The following is a 14,029-nucleotide window of genomic DNA, read 5'->3' as shown; positions in this document are numbered from 1 at the left end:
TTAATTCCCTCCTGCAGTGACATAGATAAAATTGTTTTGATTTTTGCTGATGGTTTTCGTCTTGTCATTTTGGAACTTCACGACAAGGTCATTTTGAGTATCATTGATCACAGCAAAGGTCCAGGGATTGGTTTGTGTTGGTGACATATTGAGAAAATAGAGAAAGGGCTCATTTCCCCCGCTTTGTTGAAAATATAAAGGCATTTCTTCTAATTCCTTTTTAGGTTTGAGGTCGAAAACAATTCGCTTGTAGTATGGAGGATAATGTCCATTGGTAATCGGCAAGGTTTTCCCCTTCATCGACTCAGCATCATAAAAGAAAATATCAATATCATCTTGATTGCCGTTCTTTGCAATGCGAATCCACTTCACAGCTTTGAGATCTACCTGGGTTAGAGCAGAATTCTCCCAATAATAGTATTTTTTAATCAAATTATCATTGAATTTGATCCCCCCAGTAAGGAGGTCGAAATAGATCAGTTCATTTCCGAGTGTTATGGTATCTAAGGTTTCCACAACACTTCTTACCAATGTGCGATTTCGAGAGGAAATCGTAGAACTCTCGGATTTTCCTTGAACTTTAAGCGTGACGGTATATTTCTGGCCATTTGAGGATACCGTAGTCTCGGGGGTAAGGCTAAAAGTCTCCACTTCGCCCGACAGGAAATCCCGTTGGTTTATCCCTTCTTTCCGGGTGACGGTGTCTTTATTCTCATCGTAAGCCCAAATAATTTCCGTTCCCTTCTCGCTTTTCAGTGACCAGCTTTTTCCTCCCTCCAAAGAGGTAAAGACGCTGCTGTACTGGAGGTCCGCCTGGAGAGTCTGCTGAAGAATCCGCTTTTCCACCCGAAGGTCCACATCAGCTGTCGTCGTGCCCACCTGCTGCAACGCGCTTTGCAGCACAGTATAGGCTACAGCCACCACAATGGCGCTCATGGACACCGCCAGAAGAACCTCCACCAGGGTTATTCCCTTCCATCGTTTCTTCATGGTCCAACACTCCTTTGGTAGTCCAGGATTTCGAGTTTTTGCTGCGTGCCGGTCTTGGAAATCCTAACCTGGGCCTGTATCCGGGTTGTCCCCTTGCCATCAGCAACTTCTGCGGTAACCACGTAAAGTTCACCCTTTGTCTTCACAGAATAGGTGACTGGCTTCCCTGAGACTTCAATGGTTTGCGGACCTACTGGCAAGTCTTTTTTTTCTGTCAGGGCCTGATGAAGGCGATAGATGCCCTCTTCCACCCCAGCCTGCGCCAGATAGCGCATCTTTGCGCTGCGCTCCTCCTGGATACGGGTTTGGGTGTCACTGTTGATTTTGGTGTAAATGGTCACTCCTGTGACCATGACGAACATCATGACCAGGAGAACGACTAATAGGGCGTACCCGCCCTGCTTCTTCTCCATCTTCATGGTTCATCCCACCTTTATCGGTTATTTCATGACATAGTACCGGGTCTCTAACTTCAGTACTTCTATCCCTGTTTTCGTCGCAATTACGATCACCTTGTAGAGGTTTCCCACTACTTTGCCCGTGGCTGGATCTTTGAAGGATTTTGTTTGAGCGCCATCCTGATCGAGGGCTACATGGACCGTATAGGTATAGCCTTTTAGCTCCTGCTTTGTCTCCGGCGGTAAAACTTCCCCCAAACCTAGACGGTAGAGGGTATCCTCCATGAGAGACTGGGTTTGCTGCAGGACTTCCCGGGACTTTTCATTCTTGTTACGGGTTGTTATGGAAGAATAGGCAATACTAGAAAACCCCACCACCAGAAGTGAGACGATGACCATGGCCACCAATACCTCAATGAGGCTTGATCCTTTCAGTTTCATCGTTCACTCTCCTTCTTCCATAGATCTCTTTCTTTCAGATTTACAAAAAGACCACTTCGCTAAGTGCTACCTCTCGAAGTGGTCTTAGCCACATTTTCTGTTATTACTTTTTTGGGATTCCGGGGTTGAGTTCAATCTGATAGCCTGCTGTAACGGCATCTCCATCAACAAAACCAGCTTCTTTAAGCAAATCAGTCAACTTTGAATTGTCTACAGTAAAAGACAAGACCCCTTTGGTATACTTGTATTCAACTCCATTAGCTTTAAATGCATTTGTTTTATCAGCCGCTGACTCGAGTTTAATATTCATCTCCAGCTGAGTGTCTGAAGGAAGTTTCGCTTCTGTAGCATAATAGGTCAGCTCTGCAGTCTGGAATGACTTAACATTGGCAACAACAGCCGTAGCCTTACTCTTCTCCAGAGCACCTACAGCAACAGGAGCAATGACTGCTGCCAGAACGGCGATGATGGCGATGACGATGAGCAGTTCAACCAGGGTGAATCCTTTTTGTTTTTTAGCGATTTTAATCATAATTTCGACTCCTTTCATGTTTTGCATACATGCTCTACACTCTTCACTAAAATGTCAATATTCGTAAAATCATGACAATATTACTTCTCAATTTCGAATCTGACTATATTAATGAACAAGAGCAGAAACATCTCTATGAACAAATACCATTATATATTAGCATTATTTGTCGGGATTATCAAGATGACTAATGTTCACTTAACATGAATAAAATATGAACAACGCAATGCAAGCCAAGGAATATTGCGATTCTTCTACTCCTTTAACGTGCATACATCATTCACATTTTATCGTCTTGAATCTATTTATAGAAATATATTCGACTAATCTAAAAAATCAATAAAATAAAACAATTTATGTCGAATTTTGTAATAATTTTTGTCGTTGCTATAATTTTTTTGAAAGCAATTTTGGAACTAAAACAGCAGCTTGCGGTAGATTTCCAGGATGGTTCCGCCAAAACATAGACTGAGCAGAAATCCCCCCACGAGAAATGGCCCAAAAGGGACAGCGTCCGAACCCCTTCGCTTGCCGAGACTCAATACCGCCAGGGCATAAACGCCCCCCAGAACACTGGTGAGGAAGAAGGACAAGGCCGTGAGAGCCGGCCCCAGGAGAAATCCGATGATCCCCAGAATATGGATGTCCCCAGATCCCATACCACCCCGGGAAAGCCGGATAATGAGCATGATGAGCCCCATACCAAGAAACCCGGTGTACATGTAGCCCCAAACAGACTCTCCTGCATAGCCCCGAACCATAATAACGAGAACCGCCAGCACATAACCTGCTGTCAGCATGATCGTGTGAACCTCCAGGGTGTCCAGATCCATCAGCGCAACGGCGAGAAGACAGGATGCCGAAAGCATGAGGAGAATCCCCAGGGCCCCCGTGCCGTAATAGACGGCGATGATCCCGTAGAGCAAGCCGTTGAGAAGCTCCACCATCGGATAGCGCCAGCTGATCCTCTCCCCGCAAAAAGCGCACTTTCCCCGAAGAAAGAGAAAACTCAACACCGGCACCAGATGATGGGGTTTAAGGCGCTGTCCACAGTTGGGGCAATGGCTGGCCGGAAAATTCACCGACATGTCCTGGGGCAGGCGGTACACCAGAACATTGAGAAAGGAGCCCACACAGAGCCCCAGAATCATCGAAAGAAACGTCATCGCCATCCCTCCTTCTCCCCCTGAAGGAGCTGCTTTTCCACCCCTTCAGGATCCATCGCAAACTCCTTCAGGGTTTTTCGGTCGATCCGATTTAGCCGGTAAAGCCGAAGAAGATCCTGATCCATGGTCCTCATTTTGGCGGAGGCACCCATCTGCATCTGGGAGTAGAGCTGATGCGTCTTCCCGTCTCGGATGAGGCTTCGCACCGCTGGCGTTGCCGTCAGCACTTCAAAAGCCGCGATGCGGCCGCTTCCTTCCCGTTTGGGAAGAAGCTTCTGGGTCACGATCCCTTCGAGGACCATGGAAAGCTGAAGGCGGATCTGCTCCTGCTGATGGGGAGGAAACACATCCACCATGCGGTCCACCGTGGAAACTGCCCCCGTGGTGTGCAGGGTAGACAATACCAGATGCCCCGTTTCCGCAGCGGTGATGGCCGTTTGGATGGTTTCCAGATCCCGCATTTCCCCCACCAGGATCACATCGGGATCCTGCCTCAGGGCTGCCCGCAAGGCTTCGGAAAACTCCTTGCTGTCCCGGGGAATCTCCCGCTGCGTCACCAGGGACTGCAAAGACTCATGCCGGTACTCCACGGGATCCTCTAAGGTCAGAATATGCCCCTTTCGGGTTTCATTAATCTCTTGAATCACTGCTGCCAAGGTGGTGGTTTTTCCGCTGCCTGTGGGACCGGTGACCAGGACCAGCCCTTGTTTCAGCTGAGCCCACAATTCCACCGCTTCCGGAAGCCCCAGGTCTTTTCCTCGAGGAATGGATTCCCCAAGTATACGAAAAGCGGCACCTAAGCTTTCTCCCACACGGTACACATTGGCACGGTAGCGGATCCCTTGGTCCTCGAACCCAAAATCCGCCTGTCCCCTCTCCTGAAGAAGCTGGCTTTCTTCGGCGGACAGAAGGGCCCGAAGCATTCCTTGCAGTTCGTTACTCGTTAATGTTTCTTCCGTGAGTCGCGTCATTTGTCCATCAATGCGCACCAAGGGTGGCATGGCCGGGGCCAGATGAATATCGGAGGCGCTTCGCTTTACCGCCTCCTGAAAAATAATCTGAAGTTCCATTCTGCTCATCCTTTCTCCTTCCACGGAAGGATTTATCCCACACACTTGGGGTTAGCCTGAAGTAGAGCCTTTGCTTCCTTTTCTTTCAAGGGACCGCTGAACAGATACCCTTGGAGGATATCGCAGCGGTTCATCCGCAGATACTCCATCTGCCGGGGTTCCTCCACCCCTTCAGCCACCACTGTGAGCCCCAGCTGGTGCGCCATGGCGATGATGTCTTTCGTGATGATCCGGGTTTCAAACTCGTCATGGATGACCCCGATGAAACTACGGTCAATTTTCAAGGTGTCCACCTGGAGCTCCTTCAGCCGATGCAGCGAGGAGTAGCCTGTACCAAAGTCATCCAGGGAAATTCGGATACCCAGTTTTCGAAGGGAACCGAGATTTCGGTTCACCAGGTCATAATTCTCGTAGAGGACCGATTCTGTAATCTCCAACTCCAGCTGGTTTGGAGAAAGCCCCGCCTGGGCCAGAGCCGTGACCACCTGCTGGGGGAACTCTTCCCGAATGAGCTGAAGCACCGAAATGTTGACTGCCATAATGAGGCCTTTTCGTTCATCCGGGGTGAGCCCCCCCAGGAAAGCCAGGGCTTCCCGCAGGACTTTCAGCCCCAAGGGAACGATGAGCTGGGTTTTCTCGGCTAATTGGATGAACTCCTCCGGTGGAACGGTGCCCAGCATGGGTGAACGAAGCCTAGCCAAGGCTTCAAAGCCCATGATTCGGTCTTCCTTCAAGGAATAGAGAGGCTGGTACACGAGATGAAAGTCCATTTCCGGATTTCCCGCAAGAGCCCCTTGAAGGGCTCCCTCCACATCCGCCATGCGCTGGAGCTTTATGGCCATCTCCCGCCCATAAAAGGCAAAACCTGAGGAATCGGTGCCGGATAGACTGTGCAGCGCCACGGCTGCCTCCTGAAGAAGGGTCTCCAAGGACTGCTCCTCGGGCCCCTGCTCCGCAATGCCGATATGGAGATCCAGGGATTTCAGACTGTTCTTCAGCCGATAGGGCTGCGACAGTTCGCCGATGAGGTAATGGGCTTCTTCTTCCAACGCCGTACGGTCTCCGTAATTTTCCGCATAGAGTACAAAGCTGTCTGAGGTGAACCGGTAAGGAATCAGGGTTGCACTCTGGCGCAAAGCAAGCTTTTGCCCCATATCTCTCAGCACCGCTTCCCCAGCATCGTACCCCAGGATCATGTTCACCATCTTCACCTGGGGACTGGTGAGGAGAAGCAGCGCCTTGGGCTTCTCCTTACTTCCTTGAAGCTTTCGGGGAAGCACCTTCCGGAGGGTCTGACTATGGTAAAGCCCCGTTCCCGGATCCCGGCTGATTTGATCCTGCTTGTGTCTTCGCTGCCGATGGATCCTCTGGCTGAAGTACAGGGTCAGCCCGAAGAGAAGAAAGAGCCCCAGGCCCCCCGCTACACGGACTTGTGTCACCTTGTGGAGGATGGGATCCGCAGACAAGCCGACACCCAAGGTCCCCACACGTTGTCCTTCCGCAATAACGGGAATAAACACCTGGAAGAGCTTCGTGCCAAAGCTGTTCCCGATCCCTCCCTGGACAGCCAGAGGATCCTCCGCAATAAATCGGTTGATCACCGGAAGATTTCGCCCCTCCAAAAGCACTGGAGCACTGTTGGTGACTTTTCCATCGCTGGCGGCATAGACCGCCACAGCCAAACCTTCCTCCGTCCTCATCTCCTGAAGAATTTGGCGCAGATCAAAACCTTCAAGGAACTCCTCCATGGTATCCGCCAGGATGCCCACCTGAATCACCCTTCCCTGGGGCAAGCGGAAAAACCCCACCTGCATTCTCATCCCGGAGAGATCGTCCCGAAGGATGTTTGGAAGCTGCTGATCTTCTTCCCCTGCCAAAAATGCCTTCAGCGGATGTTCTGCAGGCACGTTCCAGCCGACGCGGCGGCTGTTATTGGACGCCAGCGAAAGACCCTCATCGCTGAACACATCGATGAGGTAAATATCCCAATTCTTCGCGGTCTCGTCCAGTTCCCCGGCACTGAGGGCTTCCGGGGTATCTCCTAGGCTCCAGGCCACACTGTGCATGCGCTCCTTCAGGAGGGACTCCAGGGCTTCCCGGGCCTCCCCGGATTTTCGAAGGCTATGGGAATACTGCTGCGCGATCCCGGCGTACTGTCGAACAGCTTGTTGAATGACCAGCTTTTCTGCCTGATGAACGAAAAAAACGCTGGCCATAAAAAATCCCAGCGTAATGAGGAAAAGCCGGATCCGGAAATCGGGTAGGGCATCGCGTTTTGTCCTGTAGGCTTCCATGGTGTCTTTTCCTTTCCTGATGGTTTCGGAAGAAAGGCCTCCCTGGCCGCTCCTCATAAATTCATCTTTGTACGAATATTTCAATATTATTATAGTAAGGCCGGCGAAGAATTGCAACGCCTGATCTCCAGGGATTTCATCCTATTAACCGCTATGAAGCGGATTTAGGGAGAGAGTATCCAGCAGGAGGTCCACCAAATAGGGATCCAGCTCTTTTCCCCGGGCGTCAAGAAGCGCCTTCCGGGCTTTCTCCACATCATAATCCGGAACCAGGGCATCCACGTAGGCTTTTGATGCCGAAATAACCCGAGCGAGAAGGGGTATGGCGCTTTGGCTGAGCCCCTTGGGGTAGCCCGACCCATCCCAGTTTTCCCTCTGGGAGAGGACTAGATCGGCCAGCTCCATGGTTTCTTCAAAAGCATGGAGAATTCGGTAACCGATGACCGGATGCTCTTTCCATCCCGTGAGGGAAGACTTTGCTTTTCTTCCTTCTCCTCGGATGGCGATTTTCCCAATGCCGTGGTAAAATGCGGCTTCTTTCAGCCGTAGCTGCTCCTCATGGCTGAGATAAAGCTTTTGGCCTAGGCTTGCGGCCAGATCCGCCACGGCCAAGGCGTGTTCTTCCACGCCCGGCAGCGAGCGATACCACTGCCGGAGAAAGTCCAGCTGGGCTTTGGTGGTCTTCTCCTTGCCCAGAACCTTTTCCTGGTACATGGCTTCATCGGCTCGGCTGAGCACATCGTAGAAGGACTCCGAGATCCTTTCTTTGGTGTCGCTCCCCAGGGAAATGCTTCCCTTCCCGCATTGAAAGGTTTCCCCAGCCATGGCTTGGCGGATGGACTCCATTCGCCGGTGCGCTTCTTCTTCTGATGTGTTTTTCAAAAGCAGATAGAATTCATCCCCGCCGATCCGAAAGAGAAGATCCTGGGGCTTTGCAACCCGCTGAAGGATCTCTGCACATCTTTGCAGGAGGTCATCTCCTGCAGCATGGCCAAAGATATCATTGCTGAGCTTCAAGCCGTTCACATCCCCTACGATGATCGATAAGGGCAAGTTCTCGGGCTGATCCACCTCAGGGAGAATGCTCTCGAAATGGGCCCGGTTATAGAGGCCCGTGAGCACATCGTGACGGCTGAGATAGTTCAGGTTTTCCTCAGCTTTTTTTCGGTCGGTGATGTCCAAAAATGTCACCACCGCTCCGATGATCTTTCCTTCCCGACACTGGGGATGGACGGAGAACTGGGCGGGGAAGAAACTGCCGTCCGCCCGAAGAAATGTGCTTTCCTGGGTGAGTATCACTTCTCCCGTCCGTATGGGACGAAGAAGAGGGCAGTCTTGCGCGGAGAATGCCGACTGATCCGGCCGGGTGTGGTGAATAAGATCATGGACCGACTTTCCGATGAGCGGTTCCGAAGAGGAATATCCGAAAATCTTCAGACAGGATGCATTGACGAAGGTAAATCTCGCCTCTTCATCCATGCCGAAAATTCCTTCGGCCACGGAATCCAGGATCAGCTCCAGCTTCTCCTTGCTCTCTTTCAGTTCCAGCGTCCGTTCTCGACGCATTTTCGCATTCCAGACTCCTGTCATGAGCAGAGAAAACTGATGAACGTCCGCATCATCATAGTCCTTGGGTTTGTTCGCCAGTCCAGCTACCCCAACAATGACCTCATCAATGAGAATGGGGATGGTGAGAAGGCGAAAAACATTGCCGTCAGGGGTTTTGGAAACGACGCCCCCATGGGAAAGCGCATTGATGATCATGGGTTTTTTTGACTGGAGCACCTGACTCCACTGACCCATGCGGTCCCCGCGATAGGTGCGCTTCTGGTCGGCGGAGTTCATCACCGTCTGTCCTTCCCGAATCCAGTTTTCCAGGGTCAGGAGCTTCTTATCCTCGTCATAGAGATAGAGATAGCCATAGGCGCTGCCTGTGATCTCCAGAGCCTGGGTCAGGACATAGTCCAGCTGATCGTGGGAGGAGGCAAAATCCCGGCTGAAGGCTTCGAGAAGGATTTGGTTCCGAAGGATGGCCTTGGCATTCTCGGGATCCTCCGCCTGGTCCAAAATTTCACAGCGTTGGCGTCGGGGATCTTCCCCCTGCCCGTTCCCGGCTTTGATATCCGTCCTAGAGGATCCCCAGAAAATGCGGACAAGAAAAATAAAGCCCAGGCTGCAAAGGCTTAAGATGGCAAGAATCCAGGGAATGGACAGTTCCAGGGTCATTTTTCACTTCCTCCTTTTCGTCGTTTTCTCTTCAAGTTCAGGCATCCATTTTCCATTTTTCCTTCAGCCCGGTTTTATCCAGAAGCGCTAAAGCTTCTGCCTCGGGCAAGGGTCGGCTATAGACATAGCCTTGAAGATAGTCACAGCAGTTTTCCCTTAAGTATTCTTCCTGAAGTGGGGTTTCCACCCCTTCTGCCACCACCACCAGTCCCTGTTTGTGGGCCATGGAGATAAGATCCGCCAAGATGAGGCTGCTCTTCCTTCCATCGGCGATACGGTCGATGAAGGACTTATCGATCTTCAGCGCATCAATGGCCAGCTCCTCCAGCCGGGCGAAGGAGGAATATCCGGTACCGAAGTCATCCAGCTCCACCTGCATTCCCAGCTGGCGGATCTGCGCCAGCTTTTCGTTGATACGGGCATAATTCTCCATGAGGATGGATTCCGTGATTTCCAATTTCAGCCGCCAGCATTCCACGCCATAATCTTTGATCACTTCCAGGGTTTTGCCTAAAAAGTCATCCCGCAGAAGCTGCATGACGGAAACGTTAATCCCCACCCTCACCTCGCCATACCCGGCATCATCCAGGGATTGAATGAACCGGCAGGCCAGAGCGGTCACGGCGTAGCCCAAGTCAATGATCAGCCCTTTTTTCTCAGCGATGGCGATGAACTCCTGGGGTGAAATTGCCCCCAATTTTTCCGATTCCATCCGGGCCAGGGCCTCGAAAGCGATGATGCGTCCAGTGGAAAGCTCCACCTGGGGCTGATAGTGAAGATGAAGCTGTGCCAGCTTATGTCCAAAAAGCGCGTTTCGAATTTCCTTTTCCACCTGGTTTTCTCGCTCCAGCTGCTTCTCCATGGCCTCATCAAAGAAGGCATAAAGCTGGTCGTGATTTCTCTTCGCCTGATCCAGCGCAAGTAGCGCATCCTTTAGCAGATGATCCGCCGATGAGGAATGGCCGGTGAGCTCCACGATCCCCATTTGAAAGGAGAGCTCATGTTCCCAGCTCTTGTCCTGCAGATAGCCTAAGCCCCGCAGCTGAATCTCGAAAAGCTGTGAAAGAAGCTCGTCCTTGTCCCGATAGCCCTCAAGATAGACGATGAACTGGCTGGCGGAGAAGCGGAAAAACCGCAGATTTTCTTTTTCCTGCAATTTGAGATGTGCACCGATGTTCCGGATGATCCGATCCGCTTCTTCCAACCCATAGGTCAGGTTGATCACCTTCATCCCCGTGACAGTAACCATGACCACTGCTTTTTTCCGATTTCGTCCGTGGAGGATTTTCTCCTCCAGGAACTCCAGAAGATAGGCCTGGTTGGGCAGTCCGCTCACGGAGTCAAAATATGCCGTCTGCACAAGGCTGCGGGTTTTTCGGAAAGAAGACAGCATGGAAAATACCACAGACAGGTACACCACCACCATGGCGGCCAGGCTCATGGTGGTGACACCGCCCACGACCTCCGAATTCTTGGTCATGGACTCCATCACCGACAAGAAACCTAACTTTAACCCATCCACATAAACGGGGACAAAAACCTGGAGATAGGATTCCCCTCGAATCTTCTGATACGAATGGTACTCATCCCCGGCTTTCAGTGCCTTTACAGCCTCAGGATCAGTGATCCGAAGGCCCACCTGAGTGTTGTCGGTGCTGCTGCTGACGTGGAGGTCATCCCCGAGAAAAGAAACGATCCGTTTTCCATTCAGAGTATCCAGTTCCAGAAGAATTCGTTCAGTCTCGAAGGAGGTAAGAAACGCCACAACCTTATCCGCCAGGATCCCCACCTGGACAAAGGTTCCGTCGGTGCGGCGAAAATAGGAGAACTTATAGTAGAGATGAGTGATCGTGTTTTTCCGGATCTTTTCTACATGCTTTTCCAGCCCGCTGCGGTTGAACCGATCCACGGGATGGCCCTCGGGGGCCTTCCAACCGATATTTTTGCTGTCGCTGGCACTGAGGAGTGTCCCGGTCTGGTCATAGTAGTAGATGACGTCCACATCCAGCATCCGGGCGAAGCTTTCCAGTTCGAGATTATCCATGACTCTTCCGGTGGAGAGAACCGTTCGCCCGGCCATGAGAAGCTTATCCTCCAGGAGACTGTTGGTCATCTCCTTGGCTTCCACAGCCTTCTGAAGGTTGCTTTTATAGCTTAGGGCCAAGCCCCGGGCATCCTGTACCACATGCTGTTCAAAATAGTTTCGGATGGCCTGGACCGTGAGACTGCTGAGGACGACAAAAGACAGGGTAATGGCCAGGAACGGCACCAGAAAGGTGCTGACGGATATTTCCTTGTATCGGCGTTTTCGCACGGTCTAACCTCCTTTACTCCAGAGATTCATTTGCTCTTTTTATCGGCTGAAATTCCTCATTCTTAACAGGAAAACCCTGGGCTGCCCCCGCTTTTCTTTCTTCTCTCATGAAAACACCCCCGGAAGACTGGGCTTCTGAGGGCGTTTTCGCTAAGGCTGATCCCCGTCATGGGGCTGGAAAATCAGAGTCCTCTTGATCCGTTCCAGGGCCACATCCTCATGGAGCGCCTGGCTGAAGAGATGTCCCTGGAGAACATCGCATCCCTTGTCCCGGATATAGGTATACTGGATCTCGTCTTCCACCCCTTCTGCCACCACCCGGTATCCTAGGCGGTGGGCCATGGAGATAATATCCCCCGTGAGGATTTCCTGCTCATGGGTGTACGTGATCCGCTTGATAAAGTAGCGATCAATTTTCAGGGCATCAATGGGCAGCTCATGGAGCTGATAAAAAGAGGAATATCCGGTGCCAAAGTCATCGATGACAATATGGATTCCCGCCTCCCGGAGAATCTTCAGCTTTCCGGTCAGTTCCCGCAGATTCTCCATGAGGACCGACTCCGTGATTTCCATGGAAAGGCTCTGGGGTTTCACCCCACATTCTCGAAGGATATCCAGAACCGTGCTGACGAAATCTTCCCGGAAAAGCTGCAGCGCGGAGATATTGAAGGACACCCGAAGCTCCGGGAAACCCTCATTCTGGAGTTTCTTGACGAACTGGCAGACCTTTCGAAGGATATGGTAACCCAGGGGAACGATGAGCTGTTTCTTCTCGGCAATGTCGATGAACTCCACGGGGGAAACGGCGCCAAAGTAGTTGGAACTCATCCGCGCCAGGGCCTCAAAGGCCAGAATCCGGCCGGTTTTCACCTGAATCATGGGCATGTATTCCATATAGATCAGGTTTTTCTCCGGGTGCTGGAGATCTTCCCGGATCTCCCGTTCCAGAAGATCTTCCCGGGCGATGCTCTTTTGCATTTCCTCGGTGAAAAAGGCAAAGTTTTCTGCACCAAAGGGATCCACATGACTCAGGGCCAAGGCTGCATTGGTCAAGAGTTCGTCGGAGGTCCAGTCTCTTCCCGAAAGTTCGGCAATGCCGATCTCCGGTTTGATGAACTGGTGCTCCCCATCTTTCTGATCCTCCTGATGGAAACTCTTCGTTACCCGGCGAGCCAGATCCTTCAGCACCTCACTATCATGATATCCATCCACCACGAACACAAACTTATCCGGGGTAAACTGGAAGAGCTCGCCCTTTCCGGAAAGATCTCGGGCCAGTTTCCCAGCCTGATATTTTAGCGCTTCATTGGCATAATCAAATCCGTAGGACAGATTGATCGTCTTCAGATTACTGCAGTTGATGAGAAGTAAAGCGCGCTTTCCGGAGATCCCCGGTGAAGATAAGGCCAGGGTTTCTTTCAGATAGGCCTGGTTGGGAAGGCCCGTGAGGGAATCATAGTAGACCGGCCGCAGCTGTTTTGCATTTCTTCGATAGGTGAAGAAGAGCACGGCCAGAAAGGACATCAGGACCGCTACCAGAGCCACGGCGCCATAGATGCGGGTGTCCCGGTAGATGGCATTGAGGTCCTTCATATCCTGAAGAATCCCCAGGGTTCCGTACTTTTCCCCTTTTACGTAAAGTGGGATATAGGTAAGGTACATGGGCTGATCCCCATATTCCAAAAGCTGGTTGAAGCTTTCATTCTGGTCCATGGCCGCAAGAACGGCCGGATCCTCGATGCGGGCTCCAATGCGATCAGGAACGGTGCTGCCCAGAATCAGCCCCTCCGCATTGAGGAGACTGAACTCATCCTTGGCACCTCCGGCTTTCATCTCTTCGAGGATCTGCTGGAGTTCAAACTCATTGAGCTGATCCCGAACCTTCTCCGCCCGAATCCCCAGCTGAAGAAAGATCCCATCGGGCCGACGGAAATACATGTACTGAAAATATTCCTTGGATTCGGTATCCTGTCGGATCTCCTCCACCATCCGGTCCTGGTCCCCGGTCATGAAGGTATAGACCGGGTGCCCAGGCTTCGCTGTCCAGCCCCGGTAACGCCCGTCACTGGTGTGCTCAATGATCCCTTCTGCGCTGTACTGATAGATGACATCGATGTCCAGAAGATCAGCCAGGCGGCTCAGCCCCTCATCCGTATAGGAAGTCATGGAACCGGCCATTTCTCCCGCTGCCATCATCTTTTCCTCCATGAGGGTCTTCATGGCCTGCTGAGCTTCCAAAGCCTTGGTCACGCTGTAGGAGTAGGTGTTGGCATAGCGCAGGGCATCCTCTTTTCGGTGTTCTTTGTAAGCTCTCACCTGAATATTCGCCAGCACTCCGCCCACCAGGGCCACAATAATCAGGGCCAGAAGGAGAGGAATCAGAAAAATCCTGAGCTCCACGGTTTTAATTCTTTTTCTGGTCATGTACTCACTCCTTCCAATCATTCCTGTTTATTTTACCATACAAGATCCTGCTTTATTTTTCTTCCGGCAACATCTGTTCCGTCTTCGGCGGAATCTATAGTCCTTTCCCCGGAAGATTTGTCCAGATTCAGGAGTTCTGCTATACTGGAAAAATCCGGGGAACCTATCCCCAAA

10 protein-coding genes are annotated in these 14,029 nt (G+C 51.5%); all 10 read right to left on the bottom strand.

Features of this window, described 5'->3' with window-relative positions:
- The 10 genes from KCG48_RS02455 to KCG48_RS02410 all read right to left on the bottom strand — a co-directional run bounded on the left by KCG48_RS02455 (position 1) and on the right by KCG48_RS02410 (position 13,855).
- Entirely contained in the window at positions 1-990 is a 990-nt protein-coding gene (locus KCG48_RS02455; RefSeq protein WP_211799707.1) for a PulJ/GspJ family protein, read from the bottom strand.
- Entirely contained in the window at positions 987-1,409 is a 423-nt protein-coding gene (locus KCG48_RS02450) for a hypothetical protein (RefSeq protein WP_211799706.1), read from the bottom strand. The genes KCG48_RS02455 and KCG48_RS02450 overlap by 4 nt, the downstream gene beginning before the upstream one ends.
- Before the next feature lie 21 nt (positions 1,410-1,430).
- Positions 1,431-1,829 carry a PulJ/GspJ family protein gene (locus KCG48_RS02445; RefSeq protein ID WP_211799705.1) on the bottom strand — a complete coding sequence of 133 codons (399 nt, stop codon included), beginning with the start codon at positions 1,827-1,829 and terminating at the stop codon, positions 1,431-1,433.
- Positions 1,830-1,932: 103 nt separating this feature from the next.
- Positions 1,933-2,361 (bottom strand): type II secretion system protein, encoded by a 429-nt coding sequence (locus tag KCG48_RS02440; protein WP_230976963.1) that lies wholly within the window; start codon positions 2,359-2,361, stop codon positions 1,933-1,935.
- A gap of 416 nt (positions 2,362-2,777) precedes the next feature.
- Positions 2,778-3,527 carry a prepilin peptidase gene (locus KCG48_RS02435; protein ID WP_211799703.1) on the bottom strand — a complete coding sequence of 250 codons (750 nt, stop codon included), beginning with the start codon at positions 3,525-3,527 and terminating at the stop codon, positions 2,778-2,780.
- A complete protein-coding gene (locus KCG48_RS02430) occupies positions 3,524-4,606 on the bottom strand; it encodes a type IV pilus twitching motility protein PilT (RefSeq protein ID WP_230976962.1) in 1,083 nt (360 codons plus the stop codon). Before KCG48_RS02430 ends, KCG48_RS02435 begins: the two co-directional genes overlap by 4 nt.
- Before the next feature lie 23 nt (positions 4,607-4,629).
- Complete coding sequence (locus KCG48_RS02425) at positions 4,630-6,813, bottom strand: putative bifunctional diguanylate cyclase/phosphodiesterase (RefSeq protein WP_211799702.1); 2,184 nt, start codon at positions 6,811-6,813, stop codon at positions 4,630-4,632.
- A 222-nt stretch (positions 6,814-7,035) separates the two neighbouring features.
- Positions 7,036-9,117, bottom strand: coding sequence for a diguanylate cyclase (locus KCG48_RS02420; RefSeq protein ID WP_211799701.1), 2,082 nt, complete (start codon positions 9,115-9,117; stop codon positions 7,036-7,038).
- A gap of 37 nt (positions 9,118-9,154) precedes the next feature.
- Positions 9,155-11,431 carry a putative bifunctional diguanylate cyclase/phosphodiesterase gene (locus KCG48_RS14965; RefSeq protein WP_211799700.1) on the bottom strand — a complete coding sequence of 759 codons (2,277 nt, stop codon included), beginning with the start codon at positions 11,429-11,431 and terminating at the stop codon, positions 9,155-9,157.
- Between the two features lie 150 nt (positions 11,432-11,581).
- Positions 11,582-13,855 carry a putative bifunctional diguanylate cyclase/phosphodiesterase gene (locus KCG48_RS02410; RefSeq protein WP_211799699.1) on the bottom strand — a complete coding sequence of 758 codons (2,274 nt, stop codon included), beginning with the start codon at positions 13,853-13,855 and terminating at the stop codon, positions 11,582-11,584.
- Positions 13,856-14,029 lie beyond the last annotated feature (174 nt).

The organism is Proteiniclasticum sediminis (assembly GCF_018128025.1).
Taxonomy (GTDB): Bacteria; Bacillota; Clostridia; order Clostridiales; family Clostridiaceae; genus Proteiniclasticum; species Proteiniclasticum sediminis.
The sequence above is the reverse complement of the archived record's forward strand: the minus strand, read 5'-3'. Positions and strand labels throughout refer to the sequence as shown.